11 protein-coding genes, 1 tRNA gene and 1 pseudogene are annotated in these 17997 nt (G+C 66.5%); 6 read left to right on the forward strand and 7 right to left on the reverse strand.

Annotated elements, in window-relative coordinates; genetic code table 11:
• The 3 genes and pseudogenes from MF610_RS13390 to MF610_RS13400 all read left to right on the forward strand — a co-directional run.
• A pseudogene (locus MF610_RS13390) lies at positions 1-92 on the forward strand (integrase catalytic subunit); the annotation flags it as partial.
• 27 nt (positions 93-119) lie between these two features.
• The gene (locus MF610_RS13395) at positions 120-599 is read left to right on the forward strand and encodes a plasmid partitioning protein RepB C-terminal domain-containing protein (protein ID WP_277924132.1); all 480 of its coding nucleotides are present in this window, start codon (positions 120-122) and stop codon (positions 597-599) included.
• Positions 596-1489 (forward strand): plasmid partitioning protein RepB C-terminal domain-containing protein, encoded by an 894-nt coding sequence (locus tag MF610_RS13400; protein ID WP_242197624.1) that lies wholly within the window; start codon positions 596-598, stop codon positions 1487-1489. Before MF610_RS13395 ends, MF610_RS13400 begins: the two co-directional genes overlap by 4 nt.
• Positions 1490-2243: 754 nt before the next feature.
• Here MF610_RS13400 and MF610_RS13405 read toward each other — a convergent pair.
• From MF610_RS13405 to MF610_RS13415, 3 genes are read right to left on the reverse strand one after another with little or no spacing between them, the layout of a single operon-like run.
• Positions 2244-3278 carry a DUF2332 domain-containing protein gene (locus MF610_RS13405; RefSeq protein ID WP_242197627.1) on the reverse strand — a complete coding sequence of 345 codons (1035 nt, stop codon included), beginning with the start codon at positions 3276-3278 and terminating at the stop codon, positions 2244-2246.
• A 3-nt stretch (positions 3279-3281) separates the two neighbouring features.
• Positions 3282-5114, reverse strand: coding sequence for a methyl-accepting chemotaxis protein (locus tag MF610_RS13410; protein ID WP_242197630.1), 1833 nt, complete (start codon positions 5112-5114; stop codon positions 3282-3284).
• Positions 5115-5138: 24 nt separating this feature from the next.
• Positions 5139-7877 carry a TonB-dependent receptor gene (locus MF610_RS13415; RefSeq protein ID WP_242197633.1) on the reverse strand — a complete coding sequence of 913 codons (2739 nt, stop codon included), beginning with the start codon at positions 7875-7877 and terminating at the stop codon, positions 5139-5141.
• Between the two features lie 182 nt (positions 7878-8059).
• Here MF610_RS13415 and MF610_RS13420 point away from each other — a divergent pair, with 182 nt between their 5' ends.
• From MF610_RS13420 to MF610_RS13430, 3 genes are all read left to right on the forward strand, one after another.
• Positions 8060-10450: a glycoside hydrolase family 127 protein gene (locus tag MF610_RS13420; RefSeq protein ID WP_242197636.1), complete on the forward strand. Its 2391-nt coding sequence runs from the start codon at positions 8060-8062 to the stop codon at positions 10448-10450.
• Between the two features lie 120 nt (positions 10451-10570).
• Positions 10571-12277 (forward strand): Hsp70 family protein, encoded by a 1707-nt coding sequence (locus MF610_RS13425; RefSeq protein ID WP_242197639.1) that lies wholly within the window; start codon positions 10571-10573, stop codon positions 12275-12277.
• Entirely contained in the window at positions 12274-13779 is a 1506-nt protein-coding gene (locus MF610_RS13430; RefSeq protein WP_242197643.1) for a hypothetical protein, read from the forward strand. Before MF610_RS13425 ends, MF610_RS13430 begins: the two co-directional genes overlap by 4 nt.
• 25 nt (positions 13780-13804) lie before the next feature.
• Here MF610_RS13430 and MF610_RS13435 read toward each other — a convergent pair.
• The 4 genes from MF610_RS13435 to leuS form a co-directional block, all read right to left on the reverse strand.
• A tRNA-Leu gene (locus MF610_RS13435) sits at positions 13805-13891 on the reverse strand.
• Positions 13892-13969: 78 nt separating this feature from the next.
• Positions 13970-14974 carry a DNA polymerase III subunit delta gene (holA, locus tag MF610_RS13440; protein WP_242197646.1) on the reverse strand — a complete coding sequence of 335 codons (1005 nt, stop codon included), beginning with the start codon at positions 14972-14974 and terminating at the stop codon, positions 13970-13972.
• The gene (gene lptE, locus MF610_RS13445; protein WP_242197649.1) at positions 14971-15456 is read right to left on the reverse strand and encodes an LPS assembly lipoprotein LptE; all 486 of its coding nucleotides are present in this window, start codon (positions 15454-15456) and stop codon (positions 14971-14973) included. The genes holA and lptE overlap by 4 nt, the downstream gene beginning before the upstream one ends.
• Positions 15453-17993, reverse strand: coding sequence for a leucine--tRNA ligase (gene leuS / locus MF610_RS13450; protein WP_242197652.1), 2541 nt, complete (start codon positions 17991-17993; stop codon positions 15453-15455). Before leuS ends, lptE begins: the two co-directional genes overlap by 4 nt.
• Positions 17994-17997: the final 4 nt, after the last annotated feature.

Below are 17997 nucleotides of genomic sequence, written 5' to 3' on the forward strand. Positions count from 1 at the left end.
CCCCCGACACGGCGACACCGCCATTGCCGGCCTCCGGTTCCGCTTCGCTGCACCTACGTCCGGCAATGGCGGCGGAGACGACAATGCACTAACTAACAACCCGGACCACACGGTGGGGGCTGCTCAGTCGCCTCCTCGAAAAAGGCGAACAGCGCTTGCTACGTTCGGTCGAAGCGCGGACTATTCCATTAAGCGTTGCCGTTGATATCGCTGAGGCGGAAGATCACGACGTACAGCGTGCTCTTCAACTGGCTTATGAAAAGGGAACGCTGCGCGGACGTAAGCTGATGGCGGCAAAACGCATCGTCGAAGAGCGGCGCCGGCGTGGTAAGCACCTAAGACAGCAGACCGGTAAGCCGCCAGTTAACCAGAAACTGTCGCCGGCAGCGCTGATCCGTGCATACCAGGAAGACGTCGATCGGAAGCGCGGCCTGATCCGAAGGGCTAACGTTGCACGTGACCGACTTCTCCTTGTTACCGAGGCGCTGCGCCGGCTTAGTCTCAGCGAGCAGTTTACGGCCCTAATCGAGGATGAGGGGCTCGGGACCATGCCCGAGAATCTCGCATTGCACCTTGATCGCAAGGAAGCCTCGTCGTGAGCAGTCGGCACACGGCCATCCCAGTCAAGCTGGCTTTTGAGGAGGCGAGCCTTCGCATTCCTATTGACTGCATCATGCCGCTTCGCACGATCTCCGCGTCGGTGAAGAAGTCGGTAAAGTACGGGCAGATCGCCGCTTCCATCGCCGAGGTCGGTATCATCGAGCCGCCCGTGGTCGCTCGAGATGCAACCGATCCCGAACGCTACCATCTGCTTGATGGACATCTGCGTGTTGAGATCGTGCGGGAGCGCGGCGACACTGAGCTCGTATGCCTAGTTGCGACCGACGACGAAGCCTTCACCTATAACAAGCGAGTCAGCCGGATCGCGACCATTCAAGAGCATCGGATGATCCTGAACGCGGTCAAGAAGGGGGTATCTGAGGAAAGGCTCGCGCGGGCGCTGAACGTCGACATTGCCAGCATTCGAAAGAAGCGGAACCTGTTGGTTGGGATTTGCCCTGAGGCGGCTGAGCTACTTAAAGACCGGCACGTGCCCATCCACGTGTTCACCGAGCTTCGTTTTATGAAGCCCGTCCGCCAAGTCGAAGCCGCCATGGCTATGGTCACTATGAACCGGTTCTCGGTAAGCTATGCCCGTTCGCTAGTCGCCTCCACACCCGATGATCAACTCGTCGCCGGCAAGCCGCGGCGCATGGCCGGCCTAACCGAGGATCAGGTGGCGACAATGCAGCGCGAAAGCGAGAACGTCGACCGGCAGCTGCGCGCGGTTGAGCAGACGTACAGTTCTGATCAGTTCGACCTGATGCTTGCAGCCGGCTACGTGAACCGATTGCTTGGTAACGTCCGCATAGTCCGCTACTTGGCGCAGCATCACGCCGACATTCTCACAGAGTTTCAAAAATTGAGCGATCTGCAGAAGGCAGCGTAGCTGAAGCCTCGCCCTTCATAGCGGAGTTAAGAGAGGCGGCGACAGCTTTGGCCCGCATCGGGCGTGCCTAGGTGAGCGTCTTGCCAAAAATGGTAAGGGCGGCACCCGACTTGGCCATCGCACGATCATCAGGATGATACGGGGCCGTGTCATGTCTCAACATGCTCTGGCGGAAGATCGGAATGGCAAGCGCGATCAGGTGCGGTGCGTTAGCTACGGGCTTCAACCTCGGTCAGTGATAAATCGCGGCCATGTTATTTGTTGGTGAGCGAGAGTACATCGGGGCGCGAAGCCGCCGGGTAGTCAATTGCCACCATGCCGCTCGTACCAGGCGCTGCTTGCTACTGCTTCGACCCCATAATTCGCCAATCCGCCACGCGAGATGCCGGAGGGCAGGGGCTTGGGTGATCGTCTAGGACAAAATCTTGTCAAAAAATTGCGTGATCGGTCAACAATTCTGTCAGCTGGTTTTGACAGATCATGTTCTGTTCTGACGTGAGCGGTCAGGTTTATGTGTCAAAGGACACGACCTTTCCGGAACATTCGGTATGCCGCCAGAACCCTAGTCGGTTCGAGCAGCTTCGCGGCTGTCGAGAAGGCGGTTGCCTGCTTTACCCAAGCATTATCGATAATCAACCGGTTGCCGCCCTTTGCGGCATTCCCGCGCAGGCGGGAGTCCATAACCGCTACGGTTCGCGATGGAGTCGATGCCGTCGCCTCTATGGATCCCGCCTCCGCGGGGATGACGGTAGTGCTATTGGCGATCCACCTTGGCCGCTGAGCCCGCGCCGTCCCCATGCCAGTCGATCCAGTGGCCATAGGCGTGACAGGTCGCCAGATGGTGGCGGGTGCCGTCGGGATAGGTGGTGAGCGTCAGGTGCACGGCATCGCGCGCCTCGGTCCATTCGAAACCGATCCGCGCCACCGGATAGCTGGCCGCGCCCAACGCCGCGGCGACCGTCGCGTGGGTGGCGGCGCTGCAATATTGCAGGACCATCGCATGAACGACGACGCGGCAGATGCCGGGGGCCGGCGGCTGCGCCAGCACCTCGGGCAGCCAGCGGGCGATATCGTCGCAGGCGATCACCGGCGGACGATCGCGGGCGATGGTCAGCGCATGCGCCAGTCGTTCGGCGCGGTCGGGCTGGTCCGCCCAGACATAGGCCATCAGCCGCTCCTGCGCCTGCGAATCGGCGGCGGCCAGCGGGCGCAGGTCGACCCCCTGCGTCGCGACGATCTCCACGGCGCGCGCGGGCGGCGGGCCGCCGCGCCATTCGGGCGCGATCCGTACCGGTGAGCCTTCGCGGCCGACCCGGACCCCGCCCAGATCAAAGGCATATTCGGCAAGGTTCAGGTTCAGCCCGGCGCTGGCACCCAGCTCGATCAGTTCGACCGGCAGGTCGACATGCGTGCGCAGCGTCATCAGCGCCGCCATGATCGCCGCGGTCCGACCGACCTCGTTGGTTTGCGGCGGCTCGCGCATCCATTCGGCGACGAAGCCGTCGGCATCGGCGATCGTGTCGCCGATCACCGCATCGAAATCACCGTCCTGCCTGGCGTAGAGTCGGCTCAGCGCCGGACGATCGCCGCGGCGCGCCAGCGCGTGCAGCGCGCCGTTGAAGCGCATTGCCAACGCATCGGCTGCGGCGTCACCCGGCCACTTGGCGATCAACCGCGCGGTCTGTGGTGCGCGGTGCAACTGACGCTCACCCGCCTCGAGAATGGCGGCGACGAACGTCGATCCCAGGTCGCGGACGACCCGTGCCTGATACGCCAATGGTCCGGACATGGATCAGAACGCATCCCAGTCGTCATTGGCGACCTTCAGCGGCGCGGGCTCGGGCGGCGCCACCCAGCGGCGCTGCTGACGGGCCACGCGCTGCTGACGCATCGGCGTGACGTTCTCCGCTACCGGTGCCGGGTCGGCGTCGGCGTCGGGGGCGTCGATCGCGAAGGTGGCGACCGACTGGGCCAGTGCTTCGGCCTCCGACACCAGCTGGCGCGCCGCGGCAGAGGTCTGTTCGACCATTGCCGCATTCTGCTGCGTCATCGCATCCATTTCGGCGATGGCGACGTTGATCTGGCCGAGGCTGGTCGCCTGGTGATCCGACGACTGCGCGATCGAATCGATCGACGTGCCGACACTCGCCACGCGCTCGATGATGCGGCCCAGCGCCTCGCCGGTCTGCACGACCAGTTCGACCCCGGAAGCGACATGGGTCGAGGCGGCCTTGACCTTGTTCTTGACCTCGGTCGCGGCATCGGCCGAACGCTGCGCCAGCGCGCGGACTTCCGAGGCGACGACCGCGAAGCCCTTGCCCGCCTCGCCTGCGCGTGCCGCCTCGATCCCGGCGTTCAGCGCCAGCAAATTGGTCTGGAACGCGATGCCGTCGATCAGGCTGATGATCTCGGCGATCTCGTTGCTGGCCTGTTCGATGCCGTGCATCGCCGCGATCGCCTGTCGCACGACCGCGTCGCCACGTTCGGCTTCATTGCGGGTGTCGGCCATCGCGCTGCTCGCACCGATCGCCGCGCCGGCTCCGTCGCGGATCGAGCGGGTGACTTCGTCCAGCGCCGAGGATGACTCCTGCAGCGCCGCCGCCTCGCGCTCGGTACGCTCGGCCAGATCCATCGCGGCCTGGCTGATCTCGCCTGAATTATGCTTGATGGCATGCACGCTGTTGCGCACATCGCCCAGCACGCGGTTCAGGCTGGACGTCGCCAGATTGAAATCGTCCGACAGCGTGCGGAACGCGGCGGGTACGTCGGCGACCCGTGCGGTCAGATCGGCCTGCGACAGGCTGCGCAGCCCCCCGCCGATCGCGATCATCGCGGTTTCGCGGTCGCGGTCGTCGGTGACCTTCGCCGCCGCCGTGTCGCGGAACACCAGCACCGCGCGCGCCATGTCGCCCAGTTCGTCGGTGCGGCCCGCCGCCTCCACCGCGATGTCGTGGCGACCATTGGCGAGGTCGGCCATCGCCTGGGTCAGCGTCGTGATCGGCCGGGCGATCTGCCGGCTGAGCATCACCGCCAGCGTGATCGCGATGCCGATCAGCGCGATGCTGCCGATCGCCAGTGCGATCAGCGCGGCGCGGATCGCGCCCGTCTGTGCTTCGGCATTGGCGGCCATCGCCTCGGTCTCGGTCGCGCGCAGCGCGCGCAGCGGCAATGCGATCTTGCTGACCAGCACCGCCGCGCCCGCACCGCGCACTTCCTCTTGCGCTGCGTCGCGGTCGCCCGCCTTGACCCGCGCGATCAGCCGGTCGCCCCAGTTGCGCCGCCACGCCAGCGTTTCGCGCCGCGCCTCGGCCAACTGTTCCCGTTCGGAGGCGACGGTCAGCAGCGACGACAGTTCGGCGGCGGTATCGTCGAACTCCTTGCGCGCCTCGTCATAGGATTTGAGATAGCTGACGTCGCCGGTGACCAGGAACCCGCGAAACTGGCTGTTCTGCCGCAGGATCGCCGTCTCCAGCGTCAACGCCTTCGCATACACGTCGCTGCTATGGTTGTTTTGCTCGGTCGAACGATCGATCAGCATGATGCTGGCGAAGAACACCAGCATCACGACGGCGGCGGAGGCACAGATCGTCAGGAACGACAGGCCGAGCTTACGAGGTATCTTCATCGGTTTGACGATCCGTTGCGCGAATTAGAACCGCGACCGCAGCGTAATGCCGTAGGTTCGTGGTTCGGCCAGGTAAGAGGAGATGACCGCATTGCCGACGCCGAAGGCAGGCGCGCCGAAGCGCGTTACCTGCGATACGCTGCCAGCCCCTTGGAACGGCGCGGAGAAGGCGACCTGCTGGTAATCGGTGTCGAGGATGTTCTGACCCCAGAACTCGATCGCCCAGCGCTGTTCGGGACCGCGTACGCCGATGCGGGCATTCATCAGGAAGAAACCGTCGAGCCGCTTTTCGGCGAACAGGTCGGAGCCGGTATTATAGTCGCTGGTCAGCCGGCTATCGACATAGAACAGCGCGGTCAGGTTGCGTCCGACCGGCGGCGTCCAAACCGCCGAATTGGTGATGGTGTGGCGCGGCGCGTTCGACATCTGGTTGCCGGGCAGCAGGAACAGCGCGGCGTTCAGCGGCTCGCCCGATTCGCTGCCGACCAGGTTGTTGCGATACTGGGTATGGGCATAGGTGTAGCCGAGGTTGAACGCGACGTTCGCTGCCGGATAGGCGCCGGCTTCCAGTTCGATCCCCTGGGTGATGACGCCTGACCCCACCCGTCCGGTGCAGCGACCGGTCGACGAATCGTTGTCGCGGTCTGCGCCGCTGAGCGAATTGTCGCACGAACTGATGTTCTGGACGATGAAGTTCGTGCCGTTGAACGTGTTCAGCTGGAAATTGCGGAAGGCCGAACGGAACGCCGCCAGGTTGGCGGTGAATTTCGGCGAGCTGTACTTCACGCCGATCTCGAACGCCTGCACCGTTTCCGGATCGAAGCGCAGGTTGGGGGCCGCCGCCGCGGTCGGGGTGGCGAACACCGTCGCCGACAGGTCGGATCGGTCGAGATTATAGCCGCCCGCCTTGTAGCCGCGCGCATAGGATGCATAGAGCAGCGTGCTGGGCACCGGCTTCCACGACAGCACCGTCGTACCCGTAACCTGCCCTTCGCGGAGCGAGTCCTCGATCGGCACGCCGGTCAGCGCGGACGTCGAGTTCCCGGTGCAGGTCAGCGTGATGATGCCGCCGGCCAGCGTGCGCAGCGTCGCGTTGGTGCTGCCGAGCAGCGGACGCAACGCCGCCTGCTGTGCCGGGCAGACGGTGTTGTTGTTGACGAAGCTCGCGTCCAGATGCTTGCGCTCGTTGGTGTAGCGCAGGCCGCCGGTCAGGCTCAGCGTCTTGGTCAGCTTGAAGATGTTGTGCGTGAAGAACGCATAGTTGCTGCTGGTCTGGTCATAGACGTCGCGGATCGAGCCCAGATCGTTGAGCGTGCTCAGCCGGTCGATGCCGGCGATGATCTGCGTCCCCACCGCCGGGGTCAGCGCGGCACGACCGACCGCGCTGAGACAGCCGGTGGCACGCGGGCTGCGCAGTGCTTCGAGCGGATTGATCGTCGCGACCACCCGGCAGGCGGCGAACGCACCGTAATCGGCACCGAAGCGCAGATTGTCGACGACCTCCAGCTTTTCGTGCGCGTAATAGCCGCCGACCATCCAGTCGAGCCGGTTGTCGAACAACCCGCCGCTCAGCCGCGTTTCCTGGGTAAAAGTGCGGAACTCGCGATACGCGTTGCCGTCGTCGGGCCGATAGGCGATGTCGAGATTGCCGTAATCGACGTCCGCCGCCCCGCCGGCCTTGTACTCGCGATAGGCGGTGATCGAGATCAGCTGCATATCGGCGAACGTCCAACCGATGCGGGCGGAGCCACCATAATCGGTGGTCACGTTGCTATAGGCGCGGCCGCGGGTATTGGCGATCTGGCGATTATACGGGTCGCCGTCGCTTGGCAGCACCCCGCCCAGGCTGCGCATGATCGACACGATGCGGTTCTGCGCGGCGGGGACGTAGTCGCCGGGCACGCCCGGCGTCGGGTCGAGCTTTTCCTGCGTATCGATATAGACCGCGCCGCAGCACTTTTCGTCGCGACGGGTATAGTCGCCGATCAGCCGGATCGAGAAATCGTCGGTCGGGCGGAAGAACAACTGCCCGCGCACGAAATAGCGGTTGCGGTCGTTGTAGTCAGTGTCGTTGACGACATCACGGTAGAAGCCATCGCGCTTGCCATAGACACCGTCGATGCGGAAGGCGAGCTTGTCGTCGATGATCGGGCCGGTGACCGCGCCGGCGAGACGCACGGCGTTGAAATTGCCGTAGGTCGCCTCGCCATAGCCGCCGAACTTGAACGACGGATATTTGGTGTAGATGCTGATCGCGCCGGCCGACGAGTTGCGACCCGACAGCGTCCCCTGCGGCCCGCGCAGCACCTCGATCCGCTCGACCTCGCCCAAGTCGTTCAGGCCCGAACCGGTACGGCTGCGATAGACGCCGTCGATGAACACCGCGACCGAGCTTTCGAGGCCGGGATTGTCGCCGACCGTGCCGATGCCGCGCAGACGGGCGGTCGCGTTCGCTTCCGATCCGGTCGACGATACGATCAGCGACGGGGCCAGCTGCGTCATCTGTCGGATATCGGTCGCGCCCGAATTCTGGAGCGCGGCGGTGCTGTACGCGCTGACCGCGATCGGCACGTTCGACAGCCGCTGCGACCGACGGGTCGCGGTAACGACGATGTCCGACGTGTTGGCCGACGCTTCGGCGGCCGGCTTGGTATCCGCCTTTTCCCCCGCAGATGGCACGACTCCGCGCAGCCCTTGCGCGCCGACCGGTGCCGCTACCGTTACACAGGCAGTGGCCGCCAGCAGATACCCCCAGTTACGCATCTTTGCCCATCCCCCCGGACCCAACGTCCCTTTTTTGCAAGCGGCGGTATACTGTGCAGGTAGATACCAGTTGGTTAATATCCCGGCATCCAGCCGCCGCAGATTGACCCTTCCATAAAACTCCGACAAATTCGACGTGCCCAGTTCGCGGCTTTTCGGGCGCGTGGGGGGAGAAGCCGAGCATGCCGATCGATGCCGTTCCCATACCCTCCGGTCGCTGCGGCGATGCGATCGCGCTCAGCCGCCGAACGCTGCTGGTGGGGGCCAGCCTGTTACCGCTCGGCGCATCGGCGCTGGCGGCAGCGCCCGTCGTCCGCCGGGTCGAACCGGTGCCGGCACGCCATGTCCGGCTGACACCATCCCCCTTTGCCGATGCACAGGCCGCCAACCGCGCCTATCTGCTCGACCTCGACCCCGAAAGGCTGCTGCACAATTTCTACGTCTCGGCCGGACTGCCCGCCCCCGCCCCGGTCTATGGCGGGTGGGAGGCGCAGGGGATCGCCGGGCACAGCCTAGGCCACTGGCTGTCGGCCTGTGCGCTGCTGGTCGCCAATACCGGCGATGCGGCGATCGCGGCCCGGCTGGACCATGCGCTTACGGAAATGGCGCGGATTCAGGCGGCGCAGGGCGACGGCTATCTGGGCGGCACCACCGTCGAGCGCGACGGCAGGACGGTCGATGGCAAGACCGTGTTCGAGGAACTGCGCCGGGGCGATATCCGCAGCAACGGGTTCGACCTGAACGGCGGCTGGGTACCACTTTATACGTGGCACAAGGTCCATGCCGGGCTGGTCGATGCCCATGTCCTCGCGCGCAACCCGCGAGCGATGCCGATCCTGCTGGGGGTCGCGGGCTATCTGGCCGATGTGCTGGAGCCGCTGAGCGATGCACAGATGCAGCGCGTGCTGGCCGCCGAACATGGCGGGCTGAACGAAAGCTATGCCGATACCTATGCGCTGACCGGCAATGTCCGCTGGCTGCGCATGGCGGAGAAAATCCGGCACAAGGCGGTGCTCGACCCGCTGACCGCCGGGCAAGACAGGCTGGCCGGCCTGCACGCCAATACGCAGATACCCAAGGTAATCGGCCTCGCCCGTCTGTACGAGCTGACCGGCGCGCCGGCGCATGCCGCGACCGCACGCTTCTTTCACGACCGCGTCACCGGGCATCACAGCTATGCGATCGGCGGCAATTCCGAACGCGAACATTTCGGCCAGCCCGACCAGCTGTCGCACCGCCTGTCGGAGGCGACGTGCGAGGCGTGCAACAGCTACAACATGCTGAAACTCACCCGCCATCTCTATGGCTGGCAGCCCATGGCGCACTGGTTCGACTTCTACGAACGGGTGCAGCTCAATCACATGCTGGCGCACCAGCGACCGCGCGACGGGCGCTTCGTCTATTTCATGCCGCTGGCGGCGGGTGCGCGGCGGACCTTTTCCAGCGCGCACGACAGTTTCTGGTGCTGTGTCGGGTCGGGCATGGAAAGCCATGCCAAGCACGCCGATTCGATCTGGTGGAGCGATCCGACCACCCTCTACCTGAACCTGTTCATCCCTTCGCAGCTCGACTGGCGCGAGCGCGGGCTGGCGATCGACCTCGCTACCGCGATGCCGCGCAAGGGACAGGCGACGCTGACCGTCCGTCGCGCCCCTCGCCGGGCGCAGCGGATCGCCGTCCGCCTGCCCGGCTGGGCCAGCAATCCGACGCTCCGGATCAACGGCGCGTCGGTCACGCCGACGGTGCGCGATGGCTATGCCGTGTTCGAACGGGTGTGGCGCAGCGGCGATACGATCGCGCTGACCCTGCCGATGGCACTTGCCACCGAAGCGACGCCCGACGATCCTTCGGTCGTCGCCTTCACCTATGGCCCGCTGGTGCTTGCCGCCGATCTGGGGCCGGAATCGCAGCCATTCGCCGGGATCGGCCCGGCGCTGGTCGCCGACGGGCCGATCACCGCGCGGCTGAGGCGCGGACCGGACGACAGCTTCACCACTACCGGCGTGCTGGGCGAGCCGCTGACGCTCCGCCCCTTCTATGCGCAATGGGACCGGCGGACGGCAGTCTATCTGCCGACCTTCACTTCCGCACGCTGGGCGGCGGCGCGCGGCGACTATGTCCGCGCGCAGGGTGAGGCGCAGGCGCTGGCGCGGCGCACCGTCGACACGCTGTACATGGGCGAGATGCAGCCCGAACGCGACCATGCGGTGGAGGCCGGCGGCAGCGAGGTCGTCAACTGGGCGGGACGTTCGGCGCGACGGATCAAGCCGGGGCAGACCCTGACGCTGACGTTGGCGCGGCGGCCGGGTCCGGCAGTGTTGCGGCTGCTGGTGTGGGGTCGCGATATCGACCGCGCGATCGACATCACGCTCGACGGCACCCGCCTGGCCACCGCGACGCATACGGGACCGGCAGTCGACCGCTATGTCGCGCTCGACTATCCGATCCCGTCGGCGGGCGCACAGGGCCGGCCGCATGCGACGATCGGCCTGACCGCGACGCGCGGTGACGGCGTGATCTACGAAGTGCGGATGCTGACCGCCGGCGATGCCGCGCCGGTGACCCCGGTCTGAAGGGATCGATCTTTCGCGATACCCACAAAGGTTCGTCACCCCGGACTTGATCCGATCGAGCGTTGCCAGCCGTTCGCCATCCGCTACATCGGGGCCGGGCATGCCAACGAAGGCGGATAGATGATCGTCGGGATCGATTTGGGAACGACCAACAGCGCCTGCGCGATCTGGCGCGACGACACGCCCGTCATGGTGCCCAATGCATTGGGCGAATTCCTGACCCCGTCGGCGATCAGCCTCGGCGACGACGGCGCGGTGCTGGTCGGCCGTGCCGCACGTGACCGGATGGCGACGCATCCCGACCGCACCGTTACCAGCTTCAAGCGGCGGATCGGCACGCGCGAAACCGCGCGGCTGGCGAAACAGGATTACGATGCCGAGGCGCTGTCGGCGCTGGTCCTCGCCAGCCTGAAGCGCGATGCGGAGGCGTTCACCGGCGAAGCGGTGACCGGCGCCGTCGTCACCGTCCCCGCCTATTTCAACGATCGCCAGCGCAAGGCAACGAGGCGTGCGGGCGACCTTGCCGGCCTGCCGATCAAGCGCCTGATCAACGAACCGACCGCCGCCGCGCTGGCATTCGGTATCGCCGACCGCGCCGACCGCGAACCGTTCCTCGTCTTCGACCTCGGCGGCGGCACCTTCGACGTGTCGATCGTCGAGATGTTCGACGGCGTGATCGAAGTGCGCGCCTCGGCCGGCGACAACCGGCTGGGCGGCGACGATTTCAACGACTGCCTGATCGACCTGACCCGCCCCGCGCTCGACCCCGACGGCCTGCTCGGCAAGCTGCCGCAGGACCGGTCCGCAGCGCTGCTGGCACAGGCGGCGGAGCGCTGCCGCCGGGCGCTGAGCGAAGGCGACGCCGCCGACCTGACCGTGACCGCCGGTGACGTGACGCTGACCGCCCCGGTCACCGCCACCGCGTTCGAGGAGCATGCCGCCGCGCTGCTCCAGCGGATACGCGAGCCCGTCCTGCGCTCGCTGCGCGACAGCGGCATCGCGGCGGCGACGCTGTCGGAGGTGGTGCTGGTCGGTGGTGCCACGCGCATGCCGATCGTACGCCGCGCGGTCACCCGCATGTTCGGTCGCTTCCCCGCGACCACGGTCCACCCCGACCATGCTGTCGCGATGGGCGCGGCGGTGCAGGCCGGGCTGCTGGCGCGCGACGCCGGGCTCGACGAAATCCGCCTGACCGACGTCTGCCCGTTCACGCTGGGCGTCGATACCAGCGAGCCCGACGGGCGCGGCGGGTTTCGCACCGGGTTGTTCGCGCCGATCATCGAACGCAATTCGGCGGTGCCGATCAGCCGCGTCTCCACCTTCTCGACGCTCTCCGACCAGCAGCGGAGGGTGCAGTTCGGCGTATATCAGGGCGAAGCGCGCGAGGTGTCGGGCAACGTCAAGCTGGGCGAGATCGCCGTGCCGGTGCCCCCCGGCCCCGCCGGATCGGTCGGCATCGAATGCCGCTTCAGCTACGACAGTTCGGGGCTGCTCGAAATCGACGTCAGCGTCGCCGAGACCGGGGTCACCCGCAATCTGGTAATCGTCGACGACGAAGACGCGCCCGATGCTGCCGAGCTGGAAAAGCGCCGCGCCGCGCTGGCCGCGCTGAAAGTCCATCCGCGCGACGATGCGGAAAATGTCGCGCTGCTGGCGCGGGCGCGGCGGGCGTATGAATCCTTCCTCGGCGATACCCGCGCGGCGATCGGCCAGATGATAGGCCAGTTCGAAGGGGCGTTGGCGACGCAGGATGACCGGATCATCGGCGAGGCGCGCAAGGCGTTCGGCGCGGTGCTCGACCAGATCGAAGGCGAGCGGTTTCTGTGAAGCGCGGCATCTGGGCCACGCTCGACCTAGACCCCACCACCGATCGTACCGCGATCCGCCGCGCCTATGCCGCGCGGCTGAAGGCGATGGACGTCGATGCCGATCCGGACGCGTTCGAGGCGCTGCGCGATGCCCGCGACGCCGCGCTGGCCCGGGCCGCCGACCCGGTGGCGCAGGTCGCGGTCGAGCCGATGATGGCGGACGACCTGCCCCCGCCGCCGGTCGCGCCCGAACCGCAGCCCGAACCCGATCCGCTGGCCGAGGCGATGAACGCGCATTTCCACGCGCTTGAAGCCCTGCTGTTCCCCGGCCATGACGCGCCCCCGACCGCTGACGAACTCGCCGAGATCGACCATCACGGCCGCGCGCTGCTGGCCGACCCAAGGCTGGAGCAACTGGATTTCGCGGCAGGGGCCGAACGCTGGTTCGCCGAGACGCTGTCGGCAAGCGTCCCCCGCTCCGACCCGTTGCTCGAACCGGCGGCGGCGACGTTTGGCTGGATCGACAGGCGCGACGATTATGCGCTGTCGGCAGAAGCCCACGCCGTCGTCGAACGGATCGGCGCGACGCGGTTTGCGGCGTTGGTCAGCGATCCGAAGCATCGGTTTCACCGGGCATGGCGTGAGGTTACCCGCACCGACACCGGACGGGCGGAATGGCTCGTGACGGGTCGCGCGGTGCGCAATCTGCTCTCGGCGGTACGGGGACGCTATCCGCTGGCCGAGGAATGGCTGAACCCGGCGCGGGTTGCCAAATGGGACAAACCCGCCGGATCACCTAACGGCACCTATTGGTGGATCGCGATCGTCATTGTCGTGACTGTCCTGCGCTTTGCGCTCAGCGGCACACATTATCCAGACACGCCTCCGGCGGTCCACGCCACTTCCGAAGAAATCGCGCAGGCGATGACCGGACGCGGCATCGACGAGGTTCGCAGGGCCAATCCAGCGCTGGCCCAAGCGATCGCACAGGCCGCCACCGATTTTTCGGCCGGCACGACGGCAAGCTATATCGGACAGCAACTGACGGACGAATGGGTTAGGCACGGCCTGTCGAGCCTGCCCGATCCGATACTATTGCAACTTACGCGGTGGGATGTCGATCAGATGCGCGCGGCGCAGCGAGTATCGCCGGTCCCCTGCGAAAATGTGAACCTGATGCGACCAGGCCTTGCCATGGTGTCGACGATTGGCGACCGGCGGCAGGAGTTACTGCGCGCCGTCGTCCTGTATGCACGCGACCGGCCGCTGACCGATACGACTTATACCTTCGCCATTCCGACTGCGATCGTCGATGATATGGCGGCCCGGACCAAGCTGCCGACCATCACGATCGAGCGGGCGTTGCAGGGTAAGGAGACGTCAGCGACGCGCTGCGCGGTACAGATCGCCCTGCGCGACTCAGCCTTGCGCGCGCCCACGACCGTCGGTCGCCCGCTGCTGCGCGATCTGCAGCCGCTGCTCGTGCACGATCGCACCAAAGCCGACAAAGCTGGGGGGTAGCCCGTTCCGATCACGGAACGGGAAATGGTGCGGTCGAGAAGACTCGAACTTCCACGGCCTTTCGGCCACAACGACCTCAACGTTGCGCGTCTACCAGTTCCGCCACGACCGCACGTGAACACCTTGGGGTCGCCCCCTTGGCTGGCAGGAGCGTGCCCCTAGCAGCGCCCGGAGCCTCGCGCAAATGCTTTTATCGTCCCCGCGCCGCCGCCCGCGCGATGGCGATCGCTTCGGCGGCGGTCATCACTTCGCCAAGGCCGCTGCCCGAAAGTGCGGCGCGTTCGGCATCGCGGATTCGCTCCAGCGCGCGCGCCAGCCGGGGCGCATCCCAGCGGCGCAGCGCCTGTGCGGTCGCGGGCTGTTCCTTGAAGAACACGCGGTGGCGCTCCATCACCCGGTCGACGCTCTCGCCATCGTCGATATCGCCGCGCATCTCGGCCAGCGACAATAGCCGCCGGGCGACCGCGCGCAGCAGCGGGATCGCCCCCCCGGGCATTTCGGGCAGCGCCGCAGCCGCCGCGTCGCCCGCGATCATCGCACTGACGATCCCCCCCAGCTCCGCATCGGCGATCGACGCGCCGATCGCATCGAATGCCTCGCCATCGGCATCGCGCGGCCGTTCGGGTGAGGCGTCGAGATACAGCGCCAGCTTCTCGATCTCGCTCGCCAGCACCGCGCGGTCGCCTGCCGTCACTGCCGCCAGTCGGTCGGGCACGTCGCCCAGCAGCCGCAAGCCATGGTCGCGCGCCATCGTCACCGCCAGCTTCGCCGCCTGCGCCGCATCGGGCACGTAGCAGGCGACCGCGACTGCGTTCAGCGACGCGGTGACCAGCTTCACCAGCTTCGACGTGCCCTTGACGGTCGGCGCGATCGCCGCGACCGGATTGCCGGCCCGCTCGGCGTTCAGCAGCAACGTCACCGCCTCGACCGACTCCTCGCCCATGCCCGTCACGCGGATGCAGCGGGCATCGCCGAACAGCGACAGCGACGCGGCTTCGTCGGCGAGCAGGCCGGGGCGGCTCTTCAGCATCGCACCGTCCATGTCGACGCGTTCGGCCCCCTCGCCCACGCCCTTTGCCAGCCGCGCGGCCAGCGCCAGCGCACCCGCAGTGTCGGGGCCGTGGAACAGGTAGAGCCGGATATCGGGGCCGGGCCGGTCGAGCTTGGCCGCGACCTGCTCGGGCCGGAGCTTCACGAGCCGTTCTTGGGCAGCGTCACCGCGATCCGGGTCACGATCTGGTCGGCGACGATCACCGACAGCCGTTCGAGCGCGGTGCGCTCCGCCGCGATCGTCGCATATTCGGACCGCACCACGTCGATGCCGGCATCCGACCCCGCCGTCGCGTCGAGCGTCACCGCGCCGTTCGACAGGTCGATCAGCTGATAGCGCGCGCGCAGCGTCCGCCGCTCGCGCGTGATCGAATCGTCGCGCCGCACGCCCAGGCCGGTGATATCGTCGTCGAGCCGGATTTCGAGGCGGTAGCGCGCCGGCCCCTCGGCGCGCAGCCGGTCGCGCAAGGCGTTGGCCATCAACCAGCCATTCTGTCCGGCGATCGGCGCGACCTCGACGCCCGACAGCGTCTGGCGCACCACCCCGCCCTCGCCCCCGGCGTAGAGCGGACGCAGGCCACAGCCACCGAGCAGCAGTGCAGTGGCGAGGACGGCGGCGCGGATCATGCGACGATGTTCACGAGACGGTCGGGCACGACGATGATCTTGCGCGGTGCCTTGCCCTCCAGCGCGCGGACGATCTTCTCGCTCGCCAGCGCGGCGGCCTCGGCATCCTCTTTCGCCACGCCCTTGGGCAGAACGATGGTGTCGCGCAGCTTGCCGTTGACCTGCACCGCGATCGTCGATTCGGCATCGATCAGCATCGCGGCATCGACCAACGGCCAGGCGGCATCGGCGATCAGGCCGGGACGGCCCAATTGCGACCATGCCTCTTCCGCCAGATGCGGGATCATCGGGCTGATCAGCAGCAGCAGCGCGTCCATGTCGGCATCCGACATGCCCTTCGCCTTCTCCGCCTCGCCCAACAGCGTGTAGAGCTTGGCCACCGCCTTGTTGAACTGCAACGCGGTAATGTCGTCGGCGACGCCGGCGATGGTGCGATGGACGATGCGGGTCAGTGCAGTCGGGCTGGTGCCGCCGGCCTCGTGCGCGGCGATCAGCTTCCACACGCGCTTGACGAAGCGTTCGGCGCCTTCGATGCCGGCTTCGCTCCACGGCAGGTCGCGCTCGGGCGGGCTGTCGGACAGCATGAACCAGCGCGCGGCATCGGCGCCGTAGCGATCGAGAATCGGTTCGGGATCGACCGTATTCTTCTTCGACTTCGACATTTTCTCGACGCGGCCGACTTCGATCGGAACTTCGGTCCCTTTCAGGAACACCCCTCCGGGACGGCGTTCGATCTCGGCAGGCGATGCGTACTGCTTGTTGACCGGCTGCTGATCGCCCTGCGCCAGCGGGACTTTCACCTGATACGTCTCGTGCGTCACCATGCCCTGCGTGAACAGGCCGGCGAACGGCTCCTTCAAATCGATCAGCCCGACATGGTTGAGCGCCCGCGTCCAGAACCGCGCGTACAGCAGGTGAAGGATCGCATGTTCGACCCCGCCGATATACTGGCCGACCGGCAGCCAGCTTTCCGCCACCGCCCGGTCGAACGGCTTGTCATCCGGCTGGCTGGCGAAGCGGATGAAATACCATGACGAATCGACGAAGGTGTCGAGCGTGTCGGTCTCGCGCCGCGCCGGAGCGCCACACGCCGGACAATCGACATGCTTCCACGTAGGATGACGATCCAGCGGGTTGCCCGGAATGTCGAACGAGACGTCGTCGGGCAGCTTCACCGGCAGTTGCTCGGTCGGGACTGGCACCACGCCACACGCGTCGCAATGGACGATCGGGATCGGCGTGCCCCAGTAACGCTGGCGGCTGACGCCCCAGTCGCGCAGCCGCCACACCGTCGTGCCCTTGCCCCAGCCGCCCGCTTCGGCCCGGTCGATCACCGCGCGCTTGGCGGCGGCGACGTCCATGTCGTTCAGGAAGTCGGAGTTCACTAGCTTGCCCGGCCCGGTATAGGCGTCGGTGCCTTCGAACACCGGATCGACCGTCTCGCCATCGGCAACGACGCGGCGGACGTCGAGGCCGTATTTCCGTGCGAAATCGAGGTCGCGCTGGTCGTGCGCCGGCACGCCCATCACCGCGCCGGTGCCATAGTCCATCAGTACGAAGTTCGCGATATAGACCGGCAGTTCGACGCCCGCGCCGAACGGATGCCGCATCCGATAGCCGGTATCGAAGCCCAACTTTTCCGCGGTTTCCAGCTCGGCGGCGGTGGTCCCGCCCTGCTTGCACAGCTCGATGAAGGCGGCGGCTTCGGCGTTACCCTCGGCCAGCGCCCGCGCGATCGGATGATCGGCGGCGATCGCGACGAAGCTCGCGCCGAAGATCGTGTCGGGACGCGTCGAATAGACTTCGATTCCCTGGTCGAACGGCGCGACCGGCGAAAAGGCGAATTGCAACCCTTCCGACTTGCCGATCCAGTTCTCCTGCATCAGCCGGACCTTGTCGGGCCATTGGTCGAGGCTGCCGAGCCCGGCGAGCAGGTCGTCGGCAAAGTCGGTGATCTTCAGGAACCACTGCGACAGCTTGCGCTTCTCGACCAGCGCACCCGACCGCCAGCCGCGCCCGTCGATCACCTGTTCGTTGGCCAGCACGGTCATGTCGACCGGGTCCCAGTTGACCGCCGATTCCTTGCGATAGACTAGGCCGCCCTTGAGCAGTTCGAGGAACAGCGCCTGTTCGTGCCCGTAATAGTCGGGATCGCAGGTCGCGAACTCGCGCGACCAGTCGAACGCGAGGCCCAGGCGCTTCAGCTGCGCCTTCATCGCGGCGATATTGGCGTAGGTCCACTGGCCCGGATGGACCTTCTTTTCCATCGCCGCATTTTCGGCCGGCATGCCGAACGCGTCCCACCCCATCGGGTGGAGCACTTCATGGCCGGTCATCCGCAGGAACCGCGCCAGCACGTCGCCCATCGTATAGTTGCGAACGTGCCCCATATGGATGCGCCCCGATGGGTAGGGGAACATCTCCAGCACATAGCGTTTGGGCTTGGACGAGTGGTCGTCGGCGACGAAAGTTTGCGCCTGGTCCCATGCGGCCTGCCAGCGGGCATCGGCCTCGGCCGGCGAAAAACGCGGAGTCATGGTC

The sequence above is a fragment of the Sphingomonas hankookensis genome (assembly GCF_022664465.1).
GTDB classification, from domain to species: domain Bacteria; phylum Pseudomonadota; class Alphaproteobacteria; order Sphingomonadales; family Sphingomonadaceae; genus Sphingomonas; species Sphingomonas hankookensis.

Coding starts and splice junctions, on each gene's coding strand:
- leuS (WP_242197652.1), bottom strand. CDS start 17,993: ATGACTCCGCGTTTTTCGCCGGCCGAGGCCGATGCCCGCTGGCAGGCC.
- MF610_RS13410 (WP_242197630.1), bottom strand. CDS start 5,114: ATGAAGATACCTCGTAAGCTCGGCCTGTCGTTCCTGACGATCTGTGCC.
- MF610_RS13405 (WP_242197627.1), bottom strand. CDS start 3,278: ATGTCCGGACCATTGGCGTATCAGGCACGGGTCGTCCGCGACCTGGGA.
- MF610_RS13425 (WP_242197639.1), top strand. CDS start 10,571: ATGATCGTCGGGATCGATTTGGGAACGACCAACAGCGCCTGCGCGATC.
- MF610_RS13415 (WP_242197633.1), bottom strand. CDS start 7,877: ATGCGTAACTGGGGGTATCTGCTGGCGGCCACTGCCTGTGTAACGGTA.
- lptE (WP_242197649.1), bottom strand. CDS start 15,456: ATGATCCGCGCCGCCGTCCTCGCCACTGCACTGCTGCTCGGTGGCTGT.
- MF610_RS13420 (WP_242197636.1), top strand. CDS start 8,060: ATGCCGATCGATGCCGTTCCCATACCCTCCGGTCGCTGCGGCGATGCG.